Raw genomic sequence first — 25,849 nt, forward strand, 5'->3', positions numbered from 1 at the left:
GAAGGTATTGGATGCGGCTTGCGCTACACACATGCCGGTCAGCAGCAGGGCGCCGATCAGCACTGGCAGGCCAACTGGATGGTGGTTATTACTGCGCATCGTTACCCCCTGTTTCGCTTTCGGCCTCGGAGTAGGAGCGTAGCTAAGGTTACTTCCGTAGTCGGCTACGGAGTCAAGGCGTATGCAGGATAAAGCGAATTCACTGACCATCGGTGGCCTGGCCAAGGCGGCTAACGTGCATATCGAGACGATTCGCTATTACCAGTGACGCGAGCTGTTACCGGAGCCCGAACGTCCTCCCGGTGGCATCCGACGTTACGGTTCGACTGATATCGACAGGTTGATGTTCGTGAAAATGGCGCAACAGTTGGGGTTCAGTCTCAACAAAAAATAAGGGGATAGACGTGTCGCTCGGTAAAACGGGGTGCCTCACTGGCAAGGTCGCTAGAGGGGAGCTTCTTCATTCTCTGTCATGTAAAGACCGGCACGAACCTCCAGTTCCCGCAAGGCTTGTTCGGTCAGTCCCAAGCATTCGAGATAACGCCATAGCGGTAGTCGTAGTGCTGAGCACGACTATCAAACAAGGCTTTTGTGTCCTTGCGTAGGTTGGCTCTCACCAGCTTGTAACGTTCCTTGTACCGTGAAGCCCGTACCGCATCCCGCGCTTTTCGCCAATCCTCCGGCGTGAGCCACTTTATTGCCCACTCGGCCAACTCTTCACTGGTCTTAACCTTCACCAAGTCCCGCCGAGCGTAGTAGCGAGGCTTTTTACCAAGGCGAATCGTCGGTTCTTCATCAAGCTCGTTGGGTTCTTGCAGAAGGCGGTCCCAGAAGTAGGCGATATAGGTAGGCACATCTTGTTGGTCAGGGACGACTCTAATCATGACATCAAGAACCGCCCCGGCCGGGGCGGTACATCCTTATGGTAAAAATCAGGCATAATTTTCGGCGAAGGCCTTGAGGCTGCCTTTCAGGTTTGTTTCGGTGCTCGGAGCACCGATAGAACGGAATTTCCAGCCACCTTCGTGGCGATACACGCAGCCGAGGATCATGCTCACGCTACCGGAAAAGGAAGCGTCATTGGCCACGTCGAATGTCGCGAATACGCCGCCAGCGTTTGTTGCTGCTCCGTCATGAATGCGAATTCCGGCGAAGGGAATACCATCGAATTTTTGCTGATTAAAGGAATTCAGTACCAGCGCCAGCTTGTCCACGTTCGACGGCAGGTTTTCGAGGTTGATCTTGATGATTTCGTTATCGACGCCATCATCACCCCCGGTATCACCCTGACGATCATCGCCGCTGTGCTGAATGGCGCCGCACTTGGATTTCAGTTGCTGAAACCAGACGGTATCCACAAGGTTGCCATGGGTATCAAACAGGCCCACGGAGGCATCCAGGTCCACGGCCACATGCTTTTTGGCGCCGAAAATACCTTTCTTCTCAATCGCACCCCAGTTTGCACCGATTTCGATGTACTTAAGGCCGTCGCCGTTCGCCGTTCTTCTCAAGACTGATGCGCTGACCTTTTGAGAGGCTAATCGCCATGATGTGTATCTCCACGTTGTGTTCAATGATCGTCAGGAGTCCTGACTGAGGGTTAAAGGCTATTGGCTGGGTGCCGCATGCCGCTAAGTGTCCGGGTTCTGAGCTTAGGTGGTGGCTACCAGACCGTTAACACGACTGGCCCATTGCTGGTGGCAGGTCTGTTCCAGCATCTGTCCGCCATGCTTGAAGACGGCCTGATCGCTCTGCATCAACGCCCTCGCCAAGGTGTGCTGACTGGCGATGGCCTGGGCCAAATGCGTCTCGATGACATCGATCTGCGTGGGATGCACACAGGTCTTGGCGTAAAAGCCCCAAGCAATGTCCTGCACGATTTCTCGCGCTAACGTCTCGGGTTCCCCGATCAGATCGCACACCGGGGCTGAAAGCTCGTAACCGGCAGGGCGAAACAGGGTAATTATTCGTTCCAGGGTGGAGCGTAATGGGGTGTCATAAATGGTCTGTCCTGGCTGTCGCTTGAGGCCCAGCGCACCCAGAAGGTCATTGGCACCGATACGCAGCGCAATCACTGGATTGGTCATGCGCTGTAGGGCGGCAAGGGTCAGCATAGCCGTCGTTTCCTGGAACATCATGGACGTTTCCAGTGTCGGCATGATCGGCAAGTCAGGTGCTAGGGCTAAGGCATCAGCCCACTTCGGCGCGGACAGGTGATCAAATTTAGGCAGTACCACACCATCCAACGCGGCCACCACTCGGTCACCGCCCTGTAGTACCTCACGCAATAACGCCGGGGAGCGTGGGCGCATAAATCGCAGGTGAGGTACCGAAGTTGGCGTATCGCGCAATTCCTTCATCAACCGATGCAGGCACCATTCCACTTCCACGGCGGCCACGGCATCTTCGGTGCAAACAATAATGGAGCGGGCGCTACCGCAGCCCTCGGCCAAGATAGTGTCCAAATGCTTATGGGTCGCCGGCACATACAGCGAAGCGCCCAAGGCACCGTAGCGAGGTGTTTTCATGCCACCGCCTTACTATCCGTCAGGGTTTTGATCAACGAACAGGCGTGAAAGGGCATGTCATAACGAATGTGAACCGGGACGATCTTCTCAGCTGCCAGCAACAGCAGGTGTTGAACGTCGGGGTGGTGCTCATCGCGCACGATCAACAAGGCGGGCACGCGGCGCAAAATCACGCGGGTTGCCTCGGCAATGCCGGGTTTAATGTGATTGATATCGGTGACGCCGTAGCGGCTTTTGAGTACGTCCAGCATCTCGCCCATCAATGCCTGTTGCGTGGCGCGACGTTCGTCACTCCGGCCATTTTGAACGGTGATTTCGGCAGGGAAGGCGGCGCTGATTCGCTCGATAAAGGCTTGGGTCTGGTCATGCTCGGCCAGGTCGTCGTAAAGCACGCACCCATGGAAGGCGCCGTCAGGCACTTGATCATTGAGCACCGAGCGTGACACCAGCCCCGATACCGTGGCATTCAAGATGCCCGAGGGAATGGCGTAATCTTTATAGGTAGCGGCCATATCAGCGGTGCCGCCAATGTCGGAGACCACCACCAAGCGTACCGGCAAGGTGCTTTTGCCCAGACGTTCCCGCTGTGCGTTGTAGCGCTCAATTTCTTGGCGAAGCTCGCGGGTAATCACCCCCTTTGCCGTCCAGGCATCAACGAAGAACAGCCGCTCTGGCGCCACGCCTTTTTCATCCAGCAAGTAATCCAGTGCCGCGCTATCAATGCCGCGATCACGAATGATCGACACGCTGTAGTGATGGCATGGCTGGCGCTCATGAGTCACCAAGGCGCGGCGCAGCAGAGCGCCAACCGGCGTACCAGCACGAACCAGGCTAACCAGAGTGATCGGGCTATCCGACTGACCAACGTCTGCCACTATCTGCGCGGAAAGCTCACGGATTTCCCCCGCCAGGCGCTGGGTATAGTGGTTGCACAGACGCTCAAACAGCGCCAGATACTCGGCACTTGGCGGTGCCTCCCGATGAATCATTTCGCTGTAATGCGCTTTACCCGACTGGATGCGCCGTTCCTTTTCTTCAATCGAGACGTAGTCGGCGTCAATCGGTGTCAGGAGAAATTCGCAATCTTCCGGGCGATACGACCCATGAAAAGCCGCCTGGGGGCGATAAGTAGTCATTGGGAAAGCTCCTTGACATGCGTCCATAACTGGCTGTCGGTGGGTGCCATGGCGAAATCACTTACCCCCATAAAACCTAAATCGGAGAGGCTATCCCCCAGGCCGATGACGGTATCCTCCGGTTGGCGCTCGATTAGCTGGCCGAGTACAAAACGGCAGGCCGCCGCTTTGCAGGTGTAGGCAGGGCGAAGCGCGGCATTACGCGCATTGGCGTGAAGGGTCAGCCCATAATCGGCGGCAACCAATACACAGGCAGCGTGCGCCTTGGGACTTAACGTGCCGGAGGCCTTGATCGACAGGTAAACCGGCACCTCCATGTCTTCCAGCACACGGCAGGTCGGGGGGACAGGCTCATCCAGGGCGGCAAAGGCGTACCCCAGCGCCCGCGCGGCGGCTTCTAACGTCTTGCGAGCAGCGGGCAGTTGCGGGGCGATAACGTCATGCCATGCGGAGGCCAAAGCCCCCTCTTGCAATACAAGTGCCCTATGGCTGGCGATCCGGTACTTGCCGGTCAAGGGAAGGGTCACGCGATCAATGGCGTAACTGGTACGCCCTGTCACCGGCACAATGATGTCGGCTCGCTGGATCAGCGCCCAAAGGGCGCGTTGCGTTGAAGTCTGATAGGACAACGGCATCCGTCGCGGCAAGATGGGTACGTGGGGCATCGTCAGGTAAGGACCGCTCGCTGGCAAACAGCGTGTCGTCCAAATCCGTCAGCACGATCAATCGACCTTGGCTCATGCGGGCACCTCGGCAACGTTGCTCTGCTGCAGGGTTTGGTAGCTGTCTTCCAGCGCGGCGCTCAGCATCGGTGCACGAAGCCCATCAAAGGCTAGCATGCCGAGCAACATTGTTCGGGTTGTGTTTGTCTTGACAGTCGAAAAAGGGCTGTCTTCCCTGGCCGGCCCGTATGGTTTTTCGATCACCGGTACCGACATGCCGGTTTCTTTTGAAGGTAACGCCGCGGGCCGCGTGGAAAAGTCGTTAATGCTCTGTGAGGTTTACCAGCGCAACGGGGCTTGGAAGGTCAAGGCGGTCGATCAAGGCTTTGCCGGAGGAATGACCCCTCTTACCCAGCACTTCGGCGTTGATGTGGATGAAAGATTACCTGCGTCAGCGGCGTCTCCTTCTCCCAATAATACGACTCCTTCGTCCTCAACTGCTGAGAAGCACTCACCAATCAACCTCAGCAAGATCACCTTGGAGAAGAAAGGCGATTCTATTTCGCTGGAAAAGAAGTCCTCCGGCTTTGGCCGCATTCACGTCAACCTCAACTGGAATCAACAGGCCGGCACTAACCAGAACACCCGTAAACCAGGGCTAATGGGTTCCTTGTTTGGCGGGGGACAGCGTGGCGGCTCCTCGGGCATCGATCTGGACCTGGGGTGCATGGTCGAATACAAGGATGGGAAAAAAGCAATCGTTCAGGCGCTAGGCAATAACTTCGGTGAGTACGAATGCATGCCTTTTATCGTTCTGGACGGTGACGATCGCACGGGGTCAGCCAATGCCGGGGAGAACCTGTATATCAATGGTCAGCAGTGGGGCGATATCAAACGTGTCATGCTGTTTGCCTTCATCTATGAAGGGGTTCCCAATTGGGCACAAACCAATGGCCATGTGGTGATTAAAGCGCCGGACCAGCCTGACATTGAAATCAAGATGGATGCCTCCGGCAGCGATCAGAGTTTTTGCGTGGTGGCGATGCTGGAAAATCGTAACAACACCCTGGCGATTTCCAAGGAAGTGAATTATTTCCCGTCGCATCTGGAAGCCGACGAACACTATGGATTTGGCTTTCGCTGGAAGAAAGGCAGCAAATAATTGACCTACCTCTGGCGTGATTAGGGAGTTGGCTCTTTTGATCCGCCAACTCCTCGTTCCACTCCTGATTGACTTTGATCAACAGCAATAGGTCCGGATCCTCACGCCGGACCATGGCTAGTACCTCGGCGTAGCAGTCGTTAATGTAGGTGACATTCGCGGTCAGCACTTTCAGGGTCGCCCGGAATTCGTCGGACTGAACATTACTCCAGAAGACCTTCGTATCTTTCGTAGTCGAAAGGCTTCATTTCGCCAATTTCATCTTCATCATATTGCAAGGAGTAAGCAGAATAGCCTGGGCCCCAGCCATATCCGTAACCATAAAAGGGGTAAGCGTAAGGTCCACGACCATAAGCTGTATCGGAGTCGACGATGACGCCTTGAACCTCGCCATCACGCGAGAACAGCATATTGTCGACATAACCATAGCCGATGGCTTCTCCAACCGTTGCATAGTCGTCAAGCAAGTCGGTGAGCTTCCAAATACCCGGGCCGGTGTCAAGATCATCCTCAACTTGCTGCTGGGTCTGGCTGAGATTTTGCGCGGTAATGTAGTCATCAGAAGCAAAGAGTCCATATTCATCGGCATTGTATTCCGTTACAGGAATCATTACGCCGTCTTCGTGCAGCTCAATTTCTTCCCAGGGAACCAGGACATGCGTATCCCCAATATCCCAGAACCCGCCTACCTGGGCGGTGATGGCGACTATCTTATTGTCCTGTGTAATAAGCACATTTTCGACGCTACCGATTTCTTCCTCATTATCCCCAAAGACCTCGGTATCCATTAACTTATCAGCTCTTATACCGCCAGCTTCATAAATATCTTCATAATTCCAGTCACTTAATGGCCTACTACCTCCTCCTGCGCTTGGGCTTGAAACATAACAGTGGAGGCTGTAATAGCTAGCGTGGTGACAGAAATGCTTCGTTTGATTGACATGACAGAACTCCCTTCCTGTATATGTACTTGAAAGCTAGAAGAGAAGGATCTGGTTGTAAAGGAGGCGTATTTGGAGCTGCAGTGAGGCGACTCGACCCATGAAAATCAGGCTATCTCTAGACATGTTGTCGATACTTCCTATGCCAAGGACACTTGAAGATCAGTATTAGTGAAGGACCTCTAGCTGCCTTAGCATGACCTTCAACAGACTTTGTACGATGGTACCAAAAGCGCCACCGATGATAATTCTCATCGCCATGTCTAACACATTGCCTCGAACGGAAAATTCCTTGAACACTTTGAGCATGGTTGTTCCTCCCTACCGAGCATGCTGCGTTTGATCTTCTTCAATCTTTCAGTCCTAACCCGCTCTGAGTAATGTATTCTCAAGTGAAATATCCTGGAGGCTTGGACCCGCGACAAAATGATGACCAAAACTCAAATTTTTCTGCGCGTCACACCGTCTCAGGCTTCGCAGATATTACAACGTTATGCCAAGAATAGGCACATGGAGCAATCCAGAATGGCGTCGGCTGACCTATGGGAAGGTGAGGTCGGCTGGCTTGCATTTCAATGCACTGATCTTGCTGGCCCTCCTACTACATCCGAGCCAGGAACTGCTCGACATGCCAAGGGTGTTGCCGTCTCCTTCTATTGGATGGGAGAGGAGGGCTACACGGATAGGACACCCACCAATGCTCGGTCTGATGTCCTTTATCACGTTTTTCAGGATTCGCTTTTTTCCAAGAAACCACGCTACCAGCGCAGCATGATAGCCCTTGGTAGTGGTGCTTCACAGTTAATGCTGGCTGGCGTCAAGGCAGATCCGTTGGCATGTGCGTTACATTGGTTAAGGCGTGATGAGGATGTCGCCATCCTTCCCAAGCGTAACTGGTGGCCGGAGTGGTTGCGGAAAAAACGGGCTTCTCATTACGGCTTTGTCTGGGCGCGTTGGCTAGAAAGTGAAGGTGAGTCACTGCTGAATTATCATGAAAGGTCTGAATTAATAGAATAATTTTATAGGCGGTGGAGTGACGTTGAAAGTGCACCTGACGCAACGCCGAGCCTGTGCCACCCTTATTTCTTGTTCACATGAAAAAGGGAGTAGGTTATGTATAAGGCATTAGTGGTTTCCAGCAAGTCTTATTTAGACTTTCCACGTAGCCTGGAGTATGACGAGCATCTTGAGGCTGGTGATACAATTGATATCCTGGGCGAAAACATGACGGTTCTCGCTGTGCGGCCTGCAGAAAACGTGGATGCCCATGATTTTATAATTACCGTCGAAGGGCGTTATGACGCCTCACAGGCTTAAAAAGGAGGGCCTTGCCGGATAGATGACCGGCAGGGCCTGCTTGTTTCAAATTCAAGGCTGTTCGGCGCTCGGTCCAAATATTTACTGGCATTTTTCAATTGATTTGTCATTGCCTTAAAGTTATACCGTTATTTTGATTGGCAAACTGTTACAAATAACAGCTAGCTGCGCAGTCACTTTAACGGTTTCTACTGTGCTCATGGCATCGTGGCTCCTGTGAAGGGTGGCTGTCTGTTATCCCAATGAAGTATCGCGAAAATCCCTATTCCCAACAGCAGGTGTGCCGAAGAGAGATTCACCAAGTGAACTATGCTGCTTCTTGGAAACCTTTTTAGGGAGTTGCATGGAAGCACTATGGAAAGCAACCGGTACTGAGGCTGAAAAATACCCTGTGCTAGCGAGCAGTCGAAGGAACTGCCTATCAACCCCTTGGCACAACGTGACTCATCCGGATAAACTTGCGTCGGGAACCATAGACCGGCATTCTTGTCTGTTGTTGAATAACGCTTTTAGGGAGCATACCAACGATGGCTTATCAAGAAACCAATGTAACGCATCGAGCAGGCAGTGGCGTAAATACTGCCAGTACTAGCAAGGTATTGCGCAATACCTATGCGTTACTGGCCATGACCTTGTTGTTCTCGGCAGTCACTGCCGGCGGCGCCATGGCGATGGGTATCGAGCGGATGAATATCTTCGTCTTTTTCATCGGTGCCTACGGCCTGATGTTTCTGGTACATAAAACGGCTAACTCGGCAATGGGTTTGCTCGCCACCTTCGCTTTTACCGGCTTTATGGGGTTCACACTGGGGCCCATTCTGTCCTCTTACCTGACGCTCCCTAACGGGGCGGCTCTGATCATGAACGCGCTTGCCATGACGGGCCTTACTTTCGTGGGCCTCTCCGCTGTAGCATTAGTGACCAAGAAAGACTTCAGTTTCTTGGGAAATTTTCTGATGGCAGGCGCTATCGTACTGATCCTGGCCATGGTTGCCGGATTGGTTTTCAATATTCCTGCGCTCTCTCTGATGGTTTCAGCAGGCTTTGTGCTGTTTGCCTCCGCTGCCATCCTCTACCAAACCAGTGAGCTGGTACATCGTGCGGGCGAAACCAACTACATTCTAGCGACCATCACCTTGTATGTTTCCATCTATAACCTGTTTGTCAGCCTGCTGGCCATTCTGGGTATCATGAGCAACGATTGATCCCAGCAAGATGTGAAAACAGGTAAAATACTAACTGACCCTCGCCGAAAGCAAGGGTCAGTTTTTTTATGCCACGCCCAGTGCTTATGGTGGTATGACATTCGATACGGAATTTTCAGGTGGGCCCTTTATGCATTATGCCTTGCTAGTAATGGGTGCGCCCTACAGCCACCAAGCAGCACATTCCGCACTGCGTTTTGCCCAGGCGATTATTCGTAAAGGGCATCATCTTGACGCCGTATTTTTCTATCATGACGGTGTACACAACGCCTCGACGTTGATGTCTCCCCCCCAGGATGAATTGCATATGCGTAATACTTGGGTCGAGTTGCACGACGCGCATGGCACGCGTCTTGAGGTGTGCATTGCTGCGGCACTTCGCCGGGGGCTGTTGGATGCTCAAGAAGCCAAACGCCATGCCAAGACGGCTCATAGCCTTGAAGCGCCTTTTGAGCTAACCGGCCTGGGGCAATTATTGGAATTGCAGCGTCAGTGCGATCGGTTGATAACCTTTGCGCCATGAAAAAGAGGAAAAACCATGACAGCCGATTTACTGGTGATATTGCGACATGGCCCCTATGGAAGTAGTTGGTTACGTGAAGGCTTGGATGTCAGTCTGGTAGCGGCTGCCTTCGGGCAGAAGGTCAGTCTGATGTTTTTGGGAGAGGGCGTGCTGGCGCTAATGCCGGGCCAAGTGAAAGGTGCACCGGGCCAGAAAGCCACAGCGCCGATCATCGATATGCTGACCATGTATGATATCGACAGGCTTCTAGTTTGTAGAGACGATTTGCAGCGTATGGGGCTGCAGGCCGAAGAGCTGTGTGTGGCTGTTGAGGTTATTTCTGGCGAAAACATAAGCGCCGAGCTTACCCACCATAGCAATGCGCTCAATTTCTAAGAGAGCTTTTGATGATTTTACACATTCTTAATCGTGCCCCAGCGTCAGGTGCAGTGGTCTCCCAGACGTTGAGGGCGGTGAGTGAAGAGGATTGTTTGCTGCTGATTGAAGATGCCGTTCAAGCCATCATGTTTCCTGACTGGGAAGGGTGGCAATTGATGAAAGGCCACATTTATGTGTTGGAAGAAGATGCCCGAGCGCGAGGGCTTGGAGACTTGATTAGTCCTAATGTCAGCTGCATCAATGTAGATGAGTTTGTCGAGCTTACTGAGCGCGCCACTCAATGTATTAGCTGGTTTTAGGCTCAGCCTTACAGTTTAGACGGAGCTTAAATATGTCAAATACAGAAATATACCGTTATCTTGATTTAAAAAAAACTATACCTCTCGATCCCGAAAACTATTTAATCAATATGAAGCAATGGACACCAAAAATTGCTGAAGCATTAGCAGAACAGGAGGGATTAATTCTTGCACCGGAGCACTGGGAAATTATAACGCTTGTTCGAAATTTTTATCAGCATTATGAAATGGCACCTGCCATGCGGCCATTAGTTAAAGCTGTGGCTATGGAACTAGGCGAGGAAAAAGGGCGTTCGATTTATCTGATGCAGCTTTTCCCGGGTAGTCCCGCAAAATGTATTGCCCGTCTTGCGGGACTACCCAAACCAACCAACTGCCTTTGAGCTGAAAATCACCGTTTATTCTAATTCGGTCCTTTTCATTGAAGGGTGAGTCACCGAATGAGCGTGGAGGTTCATGGTGCCGTCATGTTATCAAGCAGTTAAGCTATCTTGGAATGGCCGATACAAAGTTGATAGGAGCACGAACATGGTCATCAGAAATACAGGTTTTTCTGAGCGTCCCCCGAATGAAGAGCAGCCCCGGCAACCGCCTCGGCCGGAAGATGACCCGATGCAACCTGATCCTCCCCCGGATGAGCATCAGCCTCAACAGCCCCCACGCCCAGAAGATGAGCCCAATAAAAAGCGGCCTCGTGATATTCCGCCGTTCCCAAAGCCACCTCTTCCTCCAGGCTGAAGTTCATCGATTTTATGGACCGCTTTTATAAGCTAGGGGCTGTCATGACAGCTTACGTTCACGGGCATAATAGAGCAGCGGCACCACCAGAAGCGTCAGCAGGGTGGAGGCGGCTAGGCCGAAGACCAGCGAGATGGCAAGGCCATTGAAAATGGGGTCGGCGAGTATGAAAAAAGCACCGAGCATGGCCGAGACGGCGGTCAGGGCAATGGGCTTAAGACGCACGGCACCGGCAAACACCACTGCCTCTTCAAGAGAGACGCCCTCGTCGCGCAGCTGGCGGATGAACGTCACAAGCAAGATGGAATTGCGCACAATGATGCCGGCAAGGGCAATCATGCCGATCATGCTGGTGGCGGTGAACTCTCGCTCAAGCAGGGCGTGACCCGGCAGGATGCCGATAAGCGTCAAAGGAATAGGTGCCATGACCACCAAGGGCAGGCTGTAGGAACGAAACTGAGCCACCAGCAACACGAATATCATGAAGACCCCCACACTGTAGGCCAGGCCCATGTCGCGGAAGGTCTCGTAGGTGATCTGCCATTCGCCGTCCCACTTGAGGGCTGGGCGTTCGGGTAGCACCGGCTGACGGATGAATGTCTGCTCCGGGGCGTCGTTTTGGCTTGCAAGTTTTTCCACCGTTCTGAACATGCCGTAGAGGGGCGAGTCGATCTCGCCGGCCATGTCCGCGGTGACATAGGTCAGCGGCAGGAGGTCCTTGTGATGGCGCACCCCTTGCCACTCGGCCTCCCTTATTTCGGCGATGCTTGCAATGGGTACCGGGATGCCGTCGCGGCTGCGCACGGCAAGCGACAGCAGCCTGGCGGGTTGGGCCTTGTCGCCTTCCTCGAGGATCAGGCGAATGGGCACGGCGTACTTGGCCTGCTCATCGTGTAAATAGCTTGCCGCGCTGCCCTCAAGGCTTGCTTGAAGGACCCTGACTACCTGGGCCTGGGAAACGCCCAGACGTGCGGCCTTGTCGCGGTCGACCACCACGTCCCACTTGCGGGTAGGCGCATGCAGCGTGGTGTCGATATCTACCAGGCCTTTCACCGCGTGCATCTGCTCGGCAACCCGGTATGCCAGGGCGGCACGGCGCTCGGGCGTCACCGCGTAGACTTCCGCCACCACCGGCGAGAGTACTGGTGGGCCCGGCGGTACCTCGACGATCTTCACCCTGGCCTCGTAACGTGCGCCGATGGCCTGCAGAGGCTTGCGTAGGGCAAGAGCAATGGCGTGGGAGCTGCGGCTACGCGCGTCCTTGTCGGCAAGGGTGATCTGGATGTCGCCCTGATAGGGCGCCTCACGCAGGTAGTACTGGCGCACCAGGCCGTTGAAGTTGATCGGCGAGGCGGTGCCGGCATAGCTTTGCCAGTGGGCGATCTCGGACACGCTCTCCAGGTGACGGCCCATATCCAGCAGCACCCGCTGGGTCTGCTCCATGGGTGTGTACTCGGGCATGTCCACCACGACCTGCAGCTCGGACTTGTTGTCGAAGGGAAGCATCTTGAGAATCACCACCTGAAACACCGGAAGCGAAATTGCGCCCAGCAGCAGTCCCAGCAGGGTAAGGCCCAGCAGACGCCGTCGCCAAGGGTGCTTACCGAGAAAGGGATCCAGCAGGTTCCCAAAAAGCTGCTTGATGCGCGGGTTCACCCCTTCGGCGGAGTGGCCTTGTTCCGATGCCTCCCGGTCCTTGGCTTGCATGTCTTGGTTCTTAGTGCCCTGATCCTGCGTGTTTCGCTTCTTGGCAAGCAGGCGCAGGGCAAGCCAGGGCGCGACCACAAAGGCCACCAGCTGAGAGATGACCATGCCGGCGGAGGCGTTGATGGGGATAGGGCGCATGTAGGGCCCCATCAGGCCCGTGACGAAGGCCATGGGGATGAGTGCCGCCATGATAGTGAGGCTGGCCATGATGGTGGGCGTGCCGACCTCGTCCACGGCCAGAGGGATGATGCGTCGGGCCGAGCCTTGGCTGTTCTTGAGGCGCCGATTGATGTTTTCGGTGATGACGATGCCATCATCCACCAGGATGCCGATGGAAAATATCAGCGCGAACAGCGAGACCCGGTTAAGGGTAAAGCCCCAGGCCCAGGAAAAAACCAGGGTCAGTAGCAAGGTGATCAACACCGCAGTGCCCACGATCAAGGCCTGGCGCCAGCCCATGGCCGCAAGTACCAGCAGCATCACCGCCAATGTGGCCGAGACCAGATCACGGATCAGGGTCTGGGTCTTGTCGGTTGCGGTCTTGCCGTAATCGCGGGTGACAACCACCTCGATGCCCGGCGGCAGGGTGCGGTTGGTAAGCTCTCCGAGGCGTGCCTCGATGGCGGTGGTGATGTCGATAGCGTTTTCGCCTGTCTTCTTGGCGATGGCAAGTGTCACGGCCGGATAGAGCTTTCCGGGCTCCGCACCCGGCCGGTCAGTGTCACCTGCCGGGCCGAAGCCCATCATCACGCTCTGGTCGGGCACGGTGTCGCCACGACTGATATCAGCGATATCAGAAAGTCTCACGGCGGCATCATCGTACATGCCCACCACAAGGTCGCGCACGTCTGCCACCTCCTCGAGCAGAGTACCGGCTTGAAGCGGCAGCGACATGCCATTCCGAGTCACCCGAGTCTCTCGGCTGCTGATGTTGGCGGCGCGAAGGGCTTCTTGAAGGTCATCAAAGGTCAAGCCAACACCGTTCAGCCTGGCAGGGTCGAGGCGGACATCCACTCGGTCGGGGATACCCCCCACGGTATACACATCCCGGGTGCCCGGAATGCGCTTGAGAGCCACTTCAAGCAGGTGGGCCAGACGGGTGAGTTCTTCGCCGCCGTGACGTTCATTCGGATCGAAGAGGGTCAGGGTCATGATCGGCACGTCGTCGATGCCGCGTGGCTTGATCAAGGGCTGGCGTGTGCCCAGGTCCGGCGGTAACCAGTCTTGGTTCGAGTAGACCTGATTGTAAGTTCTAACCAGGGCCTCCTGCCTTGGCAGACCCACCTCGTATTCGAGGGTGATCACGGCCTGGCCCGACCGCGACATTGAATAGACGTGCTCGATACCCTTGACCTCGCTCAGCACCTGTTCTGCGGGAGTGGCGACCAGGCTTTCCACCTCTGATACCCCGGCACCGGGAAAGGCCACCAGGATGTCCACCATGGTGACCTCGATCTGGGGTTCCTCTTCCTTGGGCGTGATGAGGATGATGAGCAGACCCATCAAAATGGCAATACCCGCCAGAAGCGGGGTCAGCTTCGAATCTTGAAAGACCCGGGCAATGGCACCGGAAGGGCCGACTTTAGGGGAGCCATCTTTCATTGATCGCGGCCGGGCCAGGCCTTGGGGTCGGCGAGAATGCGCTCACCCGCATCGAGCCCTGCAAGCACCTCGAGACGTCCGGCCTCCTCGATGCCCACCCGCACTTGGCGCAATCGCGGCTGGTCTTCTTCATCAAGCACGAAGACGGCGCGGAGCTCGCTTCGCCGGATCAGACTCTCGGCGGGAATCCAAAGGGCCTCGCGACTCGCTACCACGACTGCCACCTTGGCAAGCATGCCCGGAAGCACGCCGGCTCCCGGTGAGTTAAGGCGCAGACGTAGGCGCACAGTATCGCTTCGCGGGTCGGCCTGGGGGTAGATGGTCAGTGTATCGGTTGCTAGCGGCTGCCCTTCGGCAAGGCTGACACGGATGCGCGGGTTTTCTCGCACCCAGGAAAGATGGCGCCGGGGCAGGGCGGCCTCCACCCGAAGTGGCGCCAATGCCAGGGTATCGAAGAGCGGCTGGCCCGGACGCACGGCCTCACCCGGCTCCACGTGACGCCGGGTAAAGACGCCGTCACTCGCGGCATGCACCTGTGTATAGGCGAGTTGCTGCTCGGCCTCGGACACGCTGGCAAGACTACGTTCACGGCGGGCTCGGGCGGCATTCAGCCGGTTGGTGGCTTGGTCGAAGGCCTGTTCCGAGGCGAGATCTCGGTTGCGGATGGCGCGGATGCGCTCGAAGCGCTGGCGGGCATCCACAAGGTTAGCCTCGGCTTCCTCGAGGGCTGCCCGAGCCTGATTTAGACGGGCGCGTTGCTCGGTGTCTTCTAGGCGCAGAATCAGGGTGCCGGCCGTGAAATGGTCATCCACATCGAAGGACAGTCCGGTCACCCGGCCGCTGGTCTGGGCCGAGACGGTGCTGTGCTTGACGGCTTCCACGAGGCCATCCAGCACCAGGGTTTCGTCCAGTGTCTCCCGGGTAACGACGGCCATGGGCAAATCGTCACCGATAGGGCTCGCCATGCCCGGCATGGAAATCAGGAAGCAGGCGAGCAGCACCCGGAAGCGAAGCTTCATGGATTGATCCTCTGTTATCTTATATAAGCATATACCTAGAGTGTAGTCGTAGCCGACTGCTGCTACTGAGGCCTTTGCACTTCAATACTGTATGACCGAGTAAAAAACTGACTTACATCAATTATCAACCGATAACTGGCCAATCCAGCGCGTTCTTTTTACCCGTAATCGCTCTTTGCGCTGCTGTCATTAGTGGCGCCGCGCTTACTAAAAGTCAGCGGTTTTCCACACTAATTGATAAATCTGCTAACTTGAGACAAGTGTCCTAGAGAACACAGGGGGCGCAGAATCTTACCGGGGGTCAACGTGGATGATGTCTTTAAAGACCAAGATCGTTATTTTCTTCCGCGACAGAGCTTCCAGTCGCTTATTGATCAGCTGACCTTGCAGGGTTTTGGTTGTGTCGGCCCCGTCATGCGAGATGGAGCCATTATCTTTGACCGGCTCGATACGGCTAGCCAATTACCGCAGGGAGCCCGCGACCGGCAGGCGCCAGGCTATTATCGGTTGGAAAATGGCGGGGGTCCGCGCTGGTTCTCATGGGCCAACGGGCCCCAGGCGCTGAAGCCCTATCTCTTTCCCTCTCGCGAGGTACTCTGGGAAGGTGCGGTAGACGAGGATGGCGGCCTCAACTTTAAAGAACGAATAATTGAGCCTGAACCCCTGGCCGTATTAGGAGTACGCGCCTGTGACCTGGCAGCGCTTGCGATACATGATGCGCACTTTCTGAAAGGCCCTTCTCCGGATGCCCATTACGCGCGTCGTCGCGAACAACTGTTCATCGTGGCCGTCCATTGTAGCCATCCGGCATCGACCTGCTTTTGTGTGTCTACCGGAGACGGTCCGGCAGCAACCCACGGGTATGATATTGCGCTGGCTGAATTGGATGAAGGCTTCATTATCGATGCGGGCAGCGATCGCGGAAAACTGATTCTGGATCAGCTTCCTTTGTCGGAAGTTGACGAGGTACAGCTTGATCAGGCTCGTCGTGAGCTGGATGCAGCCGTAGCGGTCCAGACGCGCGCGCTGCCCGAGGGGCCCCTTAACCGGATACTTTTCGAGAATCTGGATCACCCCCGCTGGGATGAGGTTGCCGAGCGCTGCCTGGCGTGCGGCAACTGCACCTCCGTGTGCCCAACCTGTTTTTGTGCGAGTGAAAACGAGGTGCCTTCTCTAGACGGTCTGACCAGCGAACACCACCGTGAGTGGAGCTCCTGCTTTACCCAAGGGCATTCCTATATCAGCGGCCACGCTATCCGTCCGGACATCCGTACACGCTACCGCCAGTGGCTTACCCATAAACTCGGCAGCTGGATTGACCAATATGGCCGCAGCGGCTGTGTCGGTTGCGGCCGTTGCATCGCCTGGTGCCCAGTGGGCATTGACCTGACGGAAGAAGCTACGGCGATTTGCAAGGATGCCAGTGATGAGTAATCCCGCTCTGGCTCATGGCGGCCATACTGCCCCCCACGCGCCCCCTACCAACTTCCGCATGCCGATGGTGGCGGAGGTTATCGACCGCGTTCAGGAATCGGACAGGATTTTTACCCTGCGCCTGCGCCTGCGCAATCCGGAGCAGCGGCGGGCATACCGGTTCGCGCCAGGTCAATTCAACATGCTTTACCTGCACGGCGTTGGAGAGGTCGCCATTTCTATCGCCTCCGACCCGGATGAGCCCGAGATTCTCGGACATACCATCAGGGCGACCGGGCGGGTTACCGACGCCATGGCCAGGCTGGATGTCGGGTCGCGGATCGGGCTTCGTGGTCCCTACGGCCAGTCCTGGCCGCTAAAACAAGCCGAGGGTGCCGATGTACTGATAATCACCGGCGGTATCGGTTGCGCACCGGTTGTCGGCGTCATTAATTATGTTCTGATGCGCCGGCAGCGCTACGGAAAACTCACCATTATCCAAGGCGTGAAGCATGCACAAGACCTGATCTGGCGGGAGCGCTACGATTACTGGCGCACCTTCCCCAACACCCAGGTGCTGGTAGCAGCCGATCACGGCGGTCCCCTCTGGCCGTTCCACGTCGGCCCCGTGACCGAGGTATTCGATGACGCCCAAATTGATCCTGACGGCACCACGGTGATGATGTGCGGGCCGGAAGGAATGATGATCGCCGGCACGAAGGAGCTTTTAGAGCGGGGCGTGCCTGAACAATGCCTCTATCTGAGTATGGAGCGCAACATACAGTGCGCGGTGGGGCACTGCGGACACTGTCAATTTGGTGCTCAGTTTCTGTGTCGCCAGGGCCCCATCTTTCAATATCCCGATGTAAAGCCCCTTTTGGGCATCAGGGGGTTTTAATGCAGACAAGTACACCGGGACCCAAGCCCCGCATGGCGGTGCATAAGTTTGCCTCTTGTGACGGCTGCCAACTGACCTTTCTGAACATGGGCGAGACATTATTGCAGCTGGCGGACATGGTCGAACTGGTACATTTTGCAGAGGCCGGGCCCGTGGCTCCTGACGCCGAGGTAGATATTGCCTTTATTGAAGGGTCGGTAACCACAGAGCATGATCTGGAGCGCATCAAGCAGATCCGTTCTCACAGCGGCTTCATCGTTGCCTTTGGCGCCTGTGCCACGGCTGGAGGCATCCAGGCGTTACGCAATTTTGCGGATGCCGGGGAATGGCTCAGTGCGGTTTACGCCACGCCCGAGTATATCGATAGCCTCGCCACCTCCACACCCATGTCGGACCACGTCAAGGTCGACCTGGAAATTTGGGGCTGCCCCCCTAACAGGGACCAGGTACTTGGCGCAATTCGGGCGTGGTTATATGGCACCCTGCCGAAGCAAAGTCAGGACAAGGTTTGCATGGAATGCAAACGCCAACACGCCGTGTGCGTGCTTGTCGCCAAGGGCATGCCATGCATGGGGCCTGTCACCCAGACAGGTTGCGGAGCGCTCTGTCCGAGCTTCGGCCGCGGCTGCTATTCCTGTTATGGGCCCGCAGAAGCGCTTAATACTGCTTCGCTCGCCGGCTGGTTTGAAGGGCTGGGCCTCTTGCCGGAGGACATCACACGTCAATTCCGGCACCTGAACAACAGTGCCCCGGGGTTCCGCGACGCGGCCACAAACATCATATCTACGGATGCCAGCCATGGTCACTAATAAACGGACCGTCGCACTGCATGTTCCGGTTCTGGCCCGGGTCGAGGGCGAAGGGGCTCTGCATCTGCGTATCCGCGATGGTCAAATCGAAGATTTGCACCTGGAGATATACGAACCCCCCCGCCTGTTCGAGAAGTTTCTTGAGGGCCGCTCCTATGAGGAACTGCCGGAGTTGGTGGCGCGGATATGCGGCATCTGCCCGGTTGCCTATCAGATGAGCGCCATCAATGCCGTTGAAAGCCTGTCTGGGACGGATCCCGGGCCCTGGGTGCATGCCATGCGTCGGCTTATGTATTACGGTGAATGGATTCAAAGCCATGCGCTGCATATTCATTTGCTGGCCGCGCCGGATTTCTTCGGCTACGACAGCGCTATCGCCATGGCCAAGGACTATCCGCAGATCGTAAAACGGGGCATGCGCCTGCAGGATCTCGGCAATGCGCTGATTCGCTTGTTGGGCGCAAGATCCGTTCACCCGATCGGTGTCAAGATGGGTGGCTTTCACCGTGCGCCTTCCATGCGTGAGGCGATGGCATTGAAAGTTCAGCTCGAAGATGCCTTGCAGGATGCACAGGATCTTGTTGCATGGACGGCGGGCATTGCGGTTCCGGACCGGAATCAGGACGTGACGCTGCTGTCTCTTGAAGAACCGGGGGACTATCCGATTCTCAAAGGCAAGATTGCTTCCAATCGGGGGCAGTCTTTTGCCGTTTCGGACTTTGAAAGGCACATCGTCGAGCATCAGGTGGCTGGGTCCACCGCTTTGTTCAGCCTGTTCAACGACCAGCCTTATCTGGTCGGGCCGTTGGCCCGTCTAAACCTGAACCTGGACTCTTTACCCGAGTCGGTGCGATCGCTTGCCGTAAACACCGGGATTGACTGGCCTTCCGGCAACATGTTCCACAGCATGACGGCGCGCGCCGTTGAAATCTGCTATGGCATCACCGATGCCATCCGGATTCTGGAAGACTACGGAGAGCCTGGCACGGCGTCGGTCTTGGTCAAGCCCCCCGCCGGTGTCGGGTATGGCGCAACCGAGGCGCCGCGGGGCTTGCTCTGGCATCGATACGAACTGGATGAGAGCGGCTTGATCCGGAACGCGCGTATCGTGCCGCCGACCAGCCAGAATCAGGCTCGCATCGAGCGGGATTTACAGCATTCCCTGATGGCCTTTGGCCTGGACAAGCCGGACAAAGAGCTGCAATTGCACTGTGAACAGGTCATTCGCAACTTCGACCCCTGCATTTCCTGCGCCACGCACTTTCTCCGATTGTCGACGGAGCGCCTATGAGCAAATGGCGGGTGTTGGGCATAGGCTCGCCTTTCGGCGATGACCAACTGGGTTGGCGCCTCGTTTCAGTATTTCAGTCTCTGGACAAGACCACAGAGCCGGGCGGCGGCGCGCAATGCTCGGCGTTGGCTCTCGACAGGCCCGGCAGCGGATTGATCCAGGCGCTGGCAGGAGCCCGGGGAGCCGTGGTGGTTGACGCCCTTCAGAACATGGGACAACCCGGGCGTATCCACCGCCTGATGATGGCCGACCTGACACAGGCTAATGGCTGCTTTTCATCTCACAGCTTCGGCGTGGCCGAGGCACTGGCACTCGCGGATGAACTCGAGCTGCTTCCCCGGCATCTTTTGATTCTAGGCGTCGAAATGTCGGAATCAGCGCTCTGCGAAGATGTTTCGCCAGCGGTTGCTGCAGCCATTCCCGAGCTTTGTGTGCTTATTAACGAAACATTGACCGCATGGCGCAGCCGTTGGCCGGGCCTCAACAGCGAGGTGAAAACATGTGTCTAGGCGTGCCAATGAAAATTGAAACCATGGATGACGGCGTTGCCCGCTGCCAGGCCAGGGGTATTCTTCGTGAAGTGAACCTGATGCTGATGGAAGGTGCGGCTCTGAGCCCCGGGGATTTCGTCATGGTGCATGTGGGTTATGCGATCCAGAAAATCGGCCAGGCAGAAGCCCGCACCTCATGGGAACTCCATGACGAGATGGCGCGGGGCGATAATGCATGAGCTGAGCCTTTGTCGGAGCCTGCTCCGCCAGACTCTGGAGGTGGCAGAACAGCATGGGGCCGTGGCCGTAACCGTTGTGCGTCTGCAGATCGGCCCTTTATCCGGCATCGAACCCGAACTGCTGAAAACCGCTTTTCCCCTGGCAGCGGCCGGTACCATCGCTGAATCAGCAAAACTGAACCTGACGGCAACCTGCATAGAGGTCTATTGCAAAAGCTGCAAAAAAACATGTCGAGCGGCACCCAACCAGCTTTGTTGTACCTCTTGCGGTAGCTGTTCCACCCAATTGGTCGGCGGTGACGAATTGATACTGGAGAGTGTCGAGCTGACCCTCGACGAACCATCCGCGATAAAGTGCCCGTAATTAAAAGGAGCAGATCATGTGCGTAGACTGCGGTTGTGGTAAGCCAACGGGGATTTCCGGACCACAGGAAACAGCGTCCATTTCGCTATTCCAACACCTGCACCAGCAGAATCAGGATCTTGCCGCCCATAATCGCGAGCACTTCAGTTCAGCCGGCACACTGGTACTGAACCTGATGTCTTCACCCGGGGCAGGCAAGACCGCACTGCTGGAAGCCACGCTGCGGACGTTGCAGAAGCACTACCGGTGCGCGGTTCTGGAGGGGGATCTGGAGACCGAGCTGGACGCCCAGCGCATCCGCGCCCTGGATATTCCGGTCGTTCAAATCACCACTGGCAGTGCCTGTCACCTTGATGCCCAACTGGTGCACAAAGCCCTCCATGGCATGGATCTGGCGCAAATTGACCTTCTTTTTATCGAAAATGTCGGCAATCTGGTCTGCCCTGCAAGCTTCGATCTGGGCCAGCATCTGAATGTTGTCCTGCTGTCAGTCACCGAGGGCGACGACAAGCCTGCAAAGTACCCTGTCATGTTCAGAACCGCAGACCTGCTGGTCATCAGCAAACTGGACCTGCTCCCTTATGTGGGTGATTTCCGGGTTGACCGGGCTGAAAACTTTCTTCGCGCCCTCGCCAACCCTGCGCCCATTATATCGCTGTCCGCGCGAAGCAGAGCGGGCCTCGACGAATGGCTTGCATGGCTGCACGCACAAAAAGCCGGATCGTCCGTTGATGAAGCCATGGCGGTTGAGAATGGAGGCGCAGGGTGACCGCTGAAGCCAGGCACTGGCTGGATCTTATTCACGGGCTACCCCTGGATCGCACCCTCAAGATCATGAATGTTTGCGGTGGGCATGAGCGATCCATAAGCCTGGCGGGTCTGCGCACCCTGTTGCCGCGCAAAATCGAGATCATTCCAGGACCGGGATGCCCCGTCTGTATCTGCCCCGAGGAAGATCTTTATCAAGCCATGCGATTAGCACTTGATGAAAAGGTCTTGTTGGTAGCGTTTGGAGACATGCTGCGGGTGCCCGTTAACCTGCCTCGCACACAGCCACGCTCACTCGATGCAGCGCGGGCCGCCGGCGCCGATATTCGACCGATTGCCAGCCCTATGGATGCGGTGGCCATTGCACGGCAACATCCGGAGCGCGACGTCGTTTTTTTTGCAGCGGGGTTTGAGACCACCATGGCACCGGTTGCGGCGCTGCTCGGGCAGAACCTTCCAGATAATCTTTCCCTGCTCATTTCAGGGCGGCTCACCTGGCCCGCTGTAGCAATGCTGCTTGAGTCGGAAAGGTGTGAGTTTGATGCCCTGATTGCGCCCGGCCACGTCGCCACCATTATGGGGGCCGAGGAATGGCAGTTCGTTCCTCAACGTCATGCCTTGCCGGCGGCCGTGGCCGGATTTACCCCCGAATCCCTGCTTGCAGCGATTTATTCATGCCTGCGACAAACCTTGGAGGGCCGTTCCTTTCTCGATAATTGTTATGCGGAAGTTGCGCTCCCGGAGGGCAACCCCACAGCACAACGCTTACTCAAGAACGCCTTTGACGTTGTCGACGCCAACTGGCGTGGCATCGGAACCCTTCCACGCTCCGGGTTCAACCTGAAGGAGGTTCATGTCTCACATGATGCGCGAGATCGCTTTCCCGATCACACTCGGGCGTCGCGGCGTCGTGCCGGAGAGATGCCGCCCGGTTGCGCCTGTGCCAACGTCGTTATGGGACAGATTTATCCCAACCAGTGCCCGCTCTACGGTCGTGGCTGCACGCCGAGAAATCCAGTCGGCCCCTGCATGGTGTCGGACGAAGGTGCTTGCCGGATCTGGTGGGCCAATGGTGTCCGTAGCCAGAGAGAAGCGCCAATATGCCCCGAGTAGAAGAGCAGGGCGCCTGCCGCTGGCTGATAACAGGTCGGGTTCAGGGGGTAGGATTCAGGCCTTTCATCTATCGCCTTGCCAGAGAGCTTGGACTGACTGGCTTTGTCCGAAACCGATCCGGCACAGTGGAGGTCTTGACCGAAGGTGATGCCAGCAGCATCGAGGCTTTTGCGGCGGCAGTGCAACAGCAGGCGCCTTCGCTGGCTCGGCCAACCATCACTTCGCGTGAAAAAATCCCTGCCGAGTTTCATACGGACTTTCGAATCCTTGCAAGTAGCGTCAGCGATGCCGACATTCATATTCCAGCGGATTATTCCGTCTGTGCCTGTTGCTACGAAGAAATGCAGGATTTCTCGAATAGACGCTATCGCTATCCGTTTATCAACTGTACTGAATGCGGCCCGCGCTATAGTCTCATCAAGGCCATGCCTTATGATCGCGCCCAGACGACCATGAGCGAATTTCAGTTATGCGGCGCATGCAGTGCGGAATATGAAAATCCCAATGATCGCCGCTTCCATGCCGAACCACTCGCCTGCGTTGCCTGCGGTCCTGCGCTCTGGTTTAACGAATCAGGGTGCACTGCAGTTCATGGCAATGAGACCGCACTGGCGGAAACCGTGGCTCAGTTAAGGGCCGGTTTGATCATTGCCGTGAAAGGGGTAGGGGGCTATCACCTGATGGTTGATGCACGTAACGAGCGCGCCGTGGCAAGACTCAGGATCCGTAAACACAGGCCCCACAAACCGTTCGCGGTACTGTTTCCTGTGGCGGACAATTTAATCGCGGTACATGATGCCGTAATCGCGGATCAACTGGCACTGTCGGCACTGTCGGCATCGGATAGGCCTATTGTAATTCTGCCCAAACGCCGACAATCAAGGCTGGCGGATTGCATTGCCCCCGGCCTGAGTCAATTGGGCGTCATGTTGCCTTATAGTCCGTTGCACCAACTGCTTTTGCAGGGCGTTGGCGGGGCTCTGGTCACTACCTCCGCCAATATAAGTGGTGAACCCGTGGTGACCGAGCCGGAGGAGGCCGAGACACTGCTGGCAAACGTCGCGGACGGCTTTTTGCATCATAACCGGCCAATTTTGCGTCCGATCGATGACTCGGTGGTTGAACCCTGTGCAACAAGAACCCGAGCCATACGAATAGGCAGAGGGCTTGCGCCACTTGAACTGCAGCTCCCGCGTCCCATTTCCTCTCCCACATTGGCTACCGGCGCCCACCTGAAAAATACCCTGGCTCTGGCCTGGGACAACCGGGTTGTTATATCACCCCACATCGGCGATCTCGATAGTCGGCGTTCCCAGGCAGTTTTTGCTCGCACGGCATCGGAATTACAGAGGCTTTATGACGTGAGGGCAGAGACTGTTATTTGTGACACCCACGACGGTTATGCGAGCACGCGCTGGGCAAAGGGGTGCGGGCTTGCGCTACAACGCGTGGGGCACCACCAGGCGCATGCCTCGGCACTGGTGGGCGAATGGCCCGAGGATACCGGTAGCTGGCTGGTATTTACCTGGGATGGTGTGGGGCTGGGATCTGATGGCACGCTCTGGGGCGGCGAAGCGCTGCTCGGCAAGCCGGGACAATGGCGTCGTGCAGGCTCATTCCGGCCTTTTCGCCTTGCCGGAGGAGACCGCGTCGGCCGCGAGCCTTGGCGCAGCGCCGCGGCGCTGTGCTGGACTGCGGGTTTTGACTGGAACACTTCATCAATGGCCAAAGAAGCTTGGCAGAAGGGGCTTAACTGCCATGAAACCTCTTCTGCCGGCCGTCTCTTCGATGCCGCCGCTGCCATGATTGGATTAACGGAAATGGCGAGTTTTGAGGGCCAGGCACCGATGTGGCTGGAAGCCATTGCCGATCCGGATATCCCGGCGTTGTCCCTGCCATTGCATCGAGACGCTGAAAGAATCTGGCGTACGGACTGGGCGCCGCTGATTCCTTTCCTGATGGATGGCCGGCAAAGCCCTGCTGCACGAGCCGGCCTGTTTCAGGCCAGCATGGCCTTGGCGCTGGTGCAACAGGCGCTCAGGATCCGCGCGGAGCATGGTGAGATCAATATCGGACTGGCGGGAGGTGTCTTCCAGAATCGTCTTCTGGTCGAACAAACCCTGGGACTGCTCGATGAGCAGGGTTTCACGGTCCGGCTCAATGAACAGGTGCCCTGTAACGACGCCGGCATCTCTTTTGGCCAGATAATAGAGGCTCTTTATGGCGACTTCTGAAGAGGGTTTGATCGAGTTATGCCACGGTAACGGCGGTCGGCTGATGCATGAGTTGATTGAGGATATTATCCGTCCTGCCCTGGCTAACCCTATGCTGGATACGCAACTGGATGCGGCTAAGCTTCCTGCCCTTGAAGGGCTACCGGTCATAACCACCGATGGCTTTACGGTTCAGCCTCTTGAATTTCCCGGTGGTGACATTGGCTCGCTTGCAGTGCATGGCACGATAAACGACTTGGCCGTCAGCGGTGCAGTGCCGCTTTACCTGACATTGAACCTGTTTATCGAAGAAGGATTCGAAATAAGCCGTCTGGCAAGGCTGATGAAAAGCTTGGGGCAGGCCGCGGATTCGACTGGCGTTGTCGTCGTTGCCGGTGATACAAAAGTCCTTCCCCGCGGCCAATGCGGGGGTATCTATCTGGCGACGACAGGGATAGGTACCCTGGCCCCCGGCACTAACCTGGGCATGGGTTTTGTTCAGCCGGGAGATAAAGTCCTGGTGAGTGGCCCTATCGGCGATCATGGTACCGCCGTGATGCTGGCCCGCGAGCAGTTCGGCCTGTCAGGTACCTTGCTGTCCGATTCCGCCAGCGTTCTTCCCCTGACGCTCGCTCTACAAGGACTGGATGGCATTCGCTTCATGCGTGACCCTACGCGGGGTGGACTGGCAACCGTTGCCTATGAATTGTGTCGGGCTACTGGCCTTGGGATAAACCTCTGGCAAGAAGCAATTCCGGTAAGCGACCAGGTTCGTGGTGTCTGCGACTTGCTAGGGTACGACCCTTATTATTTGGCTTGTGAGGGCCGCGTGATGGCAATCGTTTCAATGAGCGATGCCCCATCGGCACTCAAACGCTGGCAGGCGTTGCCAGCGGGTTCGCACGCTGCCATCGTCGGTGAAATTCAGTCGAACCATTCCCGGGTCGTATTAACGACAGACTATGGGGGTGAGCGCATTCTGGAAGAACTGGAAGATGATCCATTGCCGCGTATTTGCTAGGTGTAGGTTCCC

The 25,849-nt window shown here is 56.4% G+C and carries 31 protein-coding genes; 20 read left to right on the forward strand and 11 right to left on the reverse strand.

What is annotated here, in order from left to right:
* The first annotated feature begins 307 nt into the window (after positions 1-307).
* Positions 308-394 (forward strand): hypothetical protein, encoded by an 87-nt coding sequence (locus tag LG290_RS08360; protein WP_499837063.1) that lies wholly within the window; start codon positions 308-310, stop codon positions 392-394.
* A gap of 124 nt (positions 395-518) precedes the next feature.
* Here LG290_RS08360 and LG290_RS08365 read toward each other — a convergent pair whose 3' ends face one another.
* The 6 genes from LG290_RS08365 to LG290_RS08390 form a co-directional block, all read right to left on the reverse strand.
* Positions 519-884: a hypothetical protein gene (locus LG290_RS08365; protein ID WP_499834442.1), complete on the reverse strand. Its 366-nt coding sequence runs from the start codon at positions 882-884 to the stop codon at positions 519-521.
* Positions 885-932: 48 nt separating this feature from the next.
* Entirely contained in the window at positions 933-1,574 is a 642-nt protein-coding gene (locus tag LG290_RS08370; RefSeq protein WP_499834443.1) for a TerD family protein, read from the reverse strand.
* A 78-nt stretch (positions 1,575-1,652) separates the two neighbouring features.
* Entirely contained in the window at positions 1,653-2,528 is an 876-nt protein-coding gene (locus tag LG290_RS08375) for an HpcH/HpaI aldolase/citrate lyase family protein (RefSeq protein ID WP_499834444.1), read from the reverse strand.
* The gene (locus LG290_RS08380; RefSeq protein WP_499834445.1) at positions 2,525-3,664 is read right to left on the reverse strand and encodes a cysteine protease StiP family protein; all 1,140 of its coding nucleotides are present in this window, start codon (positions 3,662-3,664) and stop codon (positions 2,525-2,527) included. The genes LG290_RS08375 and LG290_RS08380 overlap by 4 nt, the downstream gene beginning before the upstream one ends.
* A complete protein-coding gene (locus LG290_RS08385) occupies positions 3,661-4,293 on the reverse strand; it encodes an HAD family hydrolase (protein ID WP_499834446.1) in 633 nt (210 codons plus the stop codon). The genes LG290_RS08380 and LG290_RS08385 overlap by 4 nt, the downstream gene beginning before the upstream one ends.
* A gap of 108 nt (positions 4,294-4,401) precedes the next feature.
* A complete protein-coding gene (locus LG290_RS08390; protein ID WP_499834447.1) occupies positions 4,402-4,602 on the reverse strand; it encodes a hypothetical protein in 201 nt (66 codons plus the stop codon).
* On the opposite strand from LG290_RS08390, the gene LG290_RS08395 reads away from it, so the two are divergent.
* The gene (locus tag LG290_RS08395; RefSeq protein ID WP_499834448.1) at positions 4,601-5,488 is read left to right on the forward strand and encodes a TerD family protein; all 888 of its coding nucleotides are present in this window, start codon (positions 4,601-4,603) and stop codon (positions 5,486-5,488) included. The two genes, LG290_RS08390 and LG290_RS08395, sit on opposite strands and share 2 nt — an antisense overlap.
* Before the next feature lie 203 nt (positions 5,489-5,691).
* Here LG290_RS08395 and LG290_RS08400 read toward each other — a convergent pair whose 3' ends face one another.
* Both LG290_RS08400 and LG290_RS08405 read right to left on the reverse strand, forming a co-directional pair.
* Complete coding sequence (locus LG290_RS08400) at positions 5,692-6,276, reverse strand: PRC-barrel domain-containing protein (protein WP_499834449.1); 585 nt, start codon at positions 6,274-6,276, stop codon at positions 5,692-5,694.
* A gap of 321 nt (positions 6,277-6,597) precedes the next feature.
* On the reverse strand, positions 6,598-6,738 hold the full coding sequence (locus tag LG290_RS08405) for an MscL family protein (RefSeq protein WP_499834450.1): 141 nt from the start codon (positions 6,736-6,738) through the stop codon (positions 6,598-6,600).
* 117 nt (positions 6,739-6,855) lie between these two features.
* Between LG290_RS08405 and LG290_RS08410 the strand changes: the two genes are divergently transcribed.
* The 7 genes from LG290_RS08410 (at position 6,856) to LG290_RS08440 (ending at position 10,534) form a co-directional block, all read left to right on the forward strand.
* Positions 6,856-7,446 (forward strand): hypothetical protein, encoded by a 591-nt coding sequence (locus tag LG290_RS08410; RefSeq protein WP_499834451.1) that lies wholly within the window; start codon positions 6,856-6,858, stop codon positions 7,444-7,446.
* A gap of 96 nt (positions 7,447-7,542) precedes the next feature.
* Positions 7,543-7,746, forward strand: a complete 204-nt coding sequence (locus tag LG290_RS08415; protein WP_160418527.1) for a hypothetical protein — start codon at positions 7,543-7,545, stop codon at positions 7,744-7,746.
* Positions 7,747-8,273: 527 nt separating this feature from the next.
* The gene (locus tag LG290_RS08420; protein WP_499834452.1) at positions 8,274-8,951 is read left to right on the forward strand and encodes a Bax inhibitor-1/YccA family protein; all 678 of its coding nucleotides are present in this window, start codon (positions 8,274-8,276) and stop codon (positions 8,949-8,951) included.
* 130 nt (positions 8,952-9,081) lie between these two features.
* Positions 9,082-9,474, forward strand: a complete 393-nt coding sequence (tusD, locus tag LG290_RS08425) for a sulfurtransferase complex subunit TusD (RefSeq protein WP_160418529.1) — start codon at positions 9,082-9,084, stop codon at positions 9,472-9,474.
* A 15-nt stretch (positions 9,475-9,489) separates the two neighbouring features.
* Positions 9,490-9,849, forward strand: coding sequence for a sulfurtransferase complex subunit TusC (gene tusC, locus LG290_RS08430; protein ID WP_499834453.1), 360 nt, complete (start codon positions 9,490-9,492; stop codon positions 9,847-9,849).
* A gap of 11 nt (positions 9,850-9,860) precedes the next feature.
* On the forward strand, positions 9,861-10,151 hold the full coding sequence (gene tusB, locus LG290_RS08435) for a sulfurtransferase complex subunit TusB (protein ID WP_160418531.1): 291 nt from the start codon (positions 9,861-9,863) through the stop codon (positions 10,149-10,151).
* 32 nt (positions 10,152-10,183) lie between these two features.
* Positions 10,184-10,534, forward strand: a complete 351-nt coding sequence (locus LG290_RS08440) for a TusE/DsrC/DsvC family sulfur relay protein (RefSeq protein ID WP_499834454.1) — start codon at positions 10,184-10,186, stop codon at positions 10,532-10,534.
* Between the two features lie 152 nt (positions 10,535-10,686).
* Here the strand turns inward: LG290_RS08440 and LG290_RS08445 are convergent, their stop codons facing one another.
* From LG290_RS08445 to LG290_RS08455, 3 genes are read right to left on the reverse strand one after another with little or no spacing between them, the layout of a single operon-like run.
* The gene (locus LG290_RS08445; RefSeq protein WP_499834455.1) at positions 10,687-10,896 is read right to left on the reverse strand and encodes a hypothetical protein; all 210 of its coding nucleotides are present in this window, start codon (positions 10,894-10,896) and stop codon (positions 10,687-10,689) included.
* A 35-nt stretch (positions 10,897-10,931) separates the two neighbouring features.
* Positions 10,932-14,198: an efflux RND transporter permease subunit gene (locus LG290_RS08450; protein ID WP_499834456.1), complete on the reverse strand. Its 3,267-nt coding sequence runs from the start codon at positions 14,196-14,198 to the stop codon at positions 10,932-10,934.
* Positions 14,195-15,217 carry an efflux RND transporter periplasmic adaptor subunit gene (locus LG290_RS08455; protein ID WP_499834457.1) on the reverse strand — a complete coding sequence of 341 codons (1,023 nt, stop codon included), beginning with the start codon at positions 15,215-15,217 and terminating at the stop codon, positions 14,195-14,197. Before LG290_RS08455 ends, LG290_RS08450 begins: the two co-directional genes overlap by 4 nt.
* 306 nt (positions 15,218-15,523) lie before the next feature.
* Between LG290_RS08455 and LG290_RS08460 the strand changes: the two genes are divergently transcribed.
* From LG290_RS08460 to hypE, 11 genes are read left to right on the forward strand one after another with little or no spacing between them, the layout of a single operon-like run.
* Positions 15,524-16,651, forward strand: a complete 1,128-nt coding sequence (locus LG290_RS08460) for a 4Fe-4S dicluster domain-containing protein (RefSeq protein ID WP_499834458.1) — start codon at positions 15,524-15,526, stop codon at positions 16,649-16,651.
* Positions 16,644-17,528, forward strand: a complete 885-nt coding sequence (locus LG290_RS08465) for an FAD/NAD(P)-binding protein (RefSeq protein WP_499834459.1) — start codon at positions 16,644-16,646, stop codon at positions 17,526-17,528. Before LG290_RS08460 ends, LG290_RS08465 begins: the two co-directional genes overlap by 8 nt.
* A complete protein-coding gene (locus LG290_RS08470) occupies positions 17,528-18,337 on the forward strand; it encodes an NADH-quinone oxidoreductase subunit B family protein (protein ID WP_499834460.1) in 810 nt (269 codons plus the stop codon). The genes LG290_RS08465 and LG290_RS08470 overlap by 1 nt, the downstream gene beginning before the upstream one ends.
* Complete coding sequence (locus LG290_RS08475) at positions 18,327-19,628, forward strand: Ni/Fe hydrogenase subunit alpha (protein ID WP_499834461.1); 1,302 nt, start codon at positions 18,327-18,329, stop codon at positions 19,626-19,628. Before LG290_RS08470 ends, LG290_RS08475 begins: the two co-directional genes overlap by 11 nt.
* Positions 19,625-20,137, forward strand: coding sequence for a hydrogenase maturation protease (locus LG290_RS08480; RefSeq protein WP_499834462.1), 513 nt, complete (start codon positions 19,625-19,627; stop codon positions 20,135-20,137). The genes LG290_RS08475 and LG290_RS08480 overlap by 4 nt, the downstream gene beginning before the upstream one ends.
* Positions 20,138-20,145: 8 nt before the next feature.
* A complete protein-coding gene (locus LG290_RS08485) occupies positions 20,146-20,358 on the forward strand; it encodes a HypC/HybG/HupF family hydrogenase formation chaperone (protein ID WP_499834463.1) in 213 nt (70 codons plus the stop codon).
* The gene (hypA, locus tag LG290_RS08490) at positions 20,351-20,722 is read left to right on the forward strand and encodes a hydrogenase maturation nickel metallochaperone HypA (RefSeq protein WP_499834464.1); all 372 of its coding nucleotides are present in this window, start codon (positions 20,351-20,353) and stop codon (positions 20,720-20,722) included. The genes LG290_RS08485 and hypA overlap by 8 nt, the downstream gene beginning before the upstream one ends.
* 16 nt (positions 20,723-20,738) lie before the next feature.
* A complete protein-coding gene (gene hypB / locus LG290_RS08495; RefSeq protein WP_499834465.1) occupies positions 20,739-21,491 on the forward strand; it encodes a hydrogenase nickel incorporation protein HypB in 753 nt (250 codons plus the stop codon).
* Complete coding sequence (gene hypD, locus LG290_RS08500; RefSeq protein WP_499834466.1) at positions 21,488-22,603, forward strand: hydrogenase formation protein HypD; 1,116 nt, start codon at positions 21,488-21,490, stop codon at positions 22,601-22,603. The genes hypB and hypD overlap by 4 nt, the downstream gene beginning before the upstream one ends.
* Positions 22,591-24,837, forward strand: a complete 2,247-nt coding sequence (gene hypF / locus LG290_RS08505) for a carbamoyltransferase HypF (protein WP_499834467.1) — start codon at positions 22,591-22,593, stop codon at positions 24,835-24,837. The genes hypD and hypF overlap by 13 nt, the downstream gene beginning before the upstream one ends.
* On the forward strand, positions 24,824-25,837 hold the full coding sequence (hypE, locus tag LG290_RS08510; RefSeq protein WP_499834468.1) for a hydrogenase expression/formation protein HypE: 1,014 nt from the start codon (positions 24,824-24,826) through the stop codon (positions 25,835-25,837). The genes hypF and hypE overlap by 14 nt, the downstream gene beginning before the upstream one ends.
* Positions 25,838-25,849 lie beyond the last annotated feature (12 nt).

Origin of the sequence: Halomonas sediminis, from assembly GCF_044871105.1 — a bacterium.
Classification (GTDB): domain Bacteria; phylum Pseudomonadota; class Gammaproteobacteria; order Pseudomonadales; family Halomonadaceae; genus Vreelandella; species Vreelandella zhuhanensis.

Coding starts and splice junctions, on each gene's coding strand:
- hypF (WP_499834467.1), top strand. CDS start 22,591: ATGCCCCGAGTAGAAGAGCAGGGCGCCTGCCGCTGGCTGATAACAGGT.
- LG290_RS08465 (WP_499834459.1), top strand. CDS start 16,644: ATGAGTAATCCCGCTCTGGCTCATGGCGGCCATACTGCCCCCCACGCG.
- LG290_RS08365 (WP_499834442.1), bottom strand. CDS start 884: ATGATTAGAGTCGTCCCTGACCAACAAGATGTGCCTACCTATATCGCC.
- LG290_RS08380 (WP_499834445.1), bottom strand. CDS start 3,664: ATGACTACTTATCGCCCCCAGGCGGCTTTTCATGGGTCGTATCGCCCG.
- LG290_RS08440 (WP_499834454.1), top strand. CDS start 10,184: ATGTCAAATACAGAAATATACCGTTATCTTGATTTAAAAAAAACTATA.
- LG290_RS08405 (WP_499834450.1), bottom strand. CDS start 6,738: ATGCTCAAAGTGTTCAAGGAATTTTCCGTTCGAGGCAATGTGTTAGAC.
- tusB (WP_160418531.1), top strand. CDS start 9,861: ATGATTTTACACATTCTTAATCGTGCCCCAGCGTCAGGTGCAGTGGTC.
- hypE (WP_499834468.1), top strand. CDS start 24,824: ATGGCGACTTCTGAAGAGGGTTTGATCGAGTTATGCCACGGTAACGGC.
- LG290_RS08470 (WP_499834460.1), top strand. CDS start 17,528: ATGCAGACAAGTACACCGGGACCCAAGCCCCGCATGGCGGTGCATAAG.
- LG290_RS08375 (WP_499834444.1), bottom strand. CDS start 2,528: ATGAAAACACCTCGCTACGGTGCCTTGGGCGCTTCGCTGTATGTGCCG.
- LG290_RS08445 (WP_499834455.1), bottom strand. CDS start 10,896: ATGAACTTCAGCCTGGAGGAAGAGGTGGCTTTGGGAACGGCGGAATAT.
- LG290_RS08485 (WP_499834463.1), top strand. CDS start 20,146: ATGAAAATTGAAACCATGGATGACGGCGTTGCCCGCTGCCAGGCCAGG.
- LG290_RS08410 (WP_499834451.1), top strand. CDS start 6,856: ATGATGACCAAAACTCAAATTTTTCTGCGCGTCACACCGTCTCAGGCT.
- hypB (WP_499834465.1), top strand. CDS start 20,739: ATGTGCGTAGACTGCGGTTGTGGTAAGCCAACGGGGATTTCCGGACCA.
- LG290_RS08475 (WP_499834461.1), top strand. CDS start 18,327: ATGGTCACTAATAAACGGACCGTCGCACTGCATGTTCCGGTTCTGGCC.
- LG290_RS08395 (WP_499834448.1), top strand. CDS start 4,601: ATGCCGGTTTCTTTTGAAGGTAACGCCGCGGGCCGCGTGGAAAAGTCG.
- tusC (WP_499834453.1), top strand. CDS start 9,490: ATGACAGCCGATTTACTGGTGATATTGCGACATGGCCCCTATGGAAGT.
- LG290_RS08480 (WP_499834462.1), top strand. CDS start 19,625: ATGAGCAAATGGCGGGTGTTGGGCATAGGCTCGCCTTTCGGCGATGAC.
- LG290_RS08415 (WP_160418527.1), top strand. CDS start 7,543: ATGTATAAGGCATTAGTGGTTTCCAGCAAGTCTTATTTAGACTTTCCA.
- LG290_RS08450 (WP_499834456.1), bottom strand. CDS start 14,198: ATGAAAGATGGCTCCCCTAAAGTCGGCCCTTCCGGTGCCATTGCCCGG.
- hypA (WP_499834464.1), top strand. CDS start 20,351: ATGCATGAGCTGAGCCTTTGTCGGAGCCTGCTCCGCCAGACTCTGGAG.
- LG290_RS08455 (WP_499834457.1), bottom strand. CDS start 15,217: ATGAAGCTTCGCTTCCGGGTGCTGCTCGCCTGCTTCCTGATTTCCATG.
- LG290_RS08420 (WP_499834452.1), top strand. CDS start 8,274: ATGGCTTATCAAGAAACCAATGTAACGCATCGAGCAGGCAGTGGCGTA.
- LG290_RS08390 (WP_499834447.1), bottom strand. CDS start 4,602: ATGTCGGTACCGGTGATCGAAAAACCATACGGGCCGGCCAGGGAAGAC.
- tusD (WP_160418529.1), top strand. CDS start 9,082: ATGCATTATGCCTTGCTAGTAATGGGTGCGCCCTACAGCCACCAAGCA.
- LG290_RS08400 (WP_499834449.1), bottom strand. CDS start 6,276: ATGGATACCGAGGTCTTTGGGGATAATGAGGAAGAAATCGGTAGCGTC.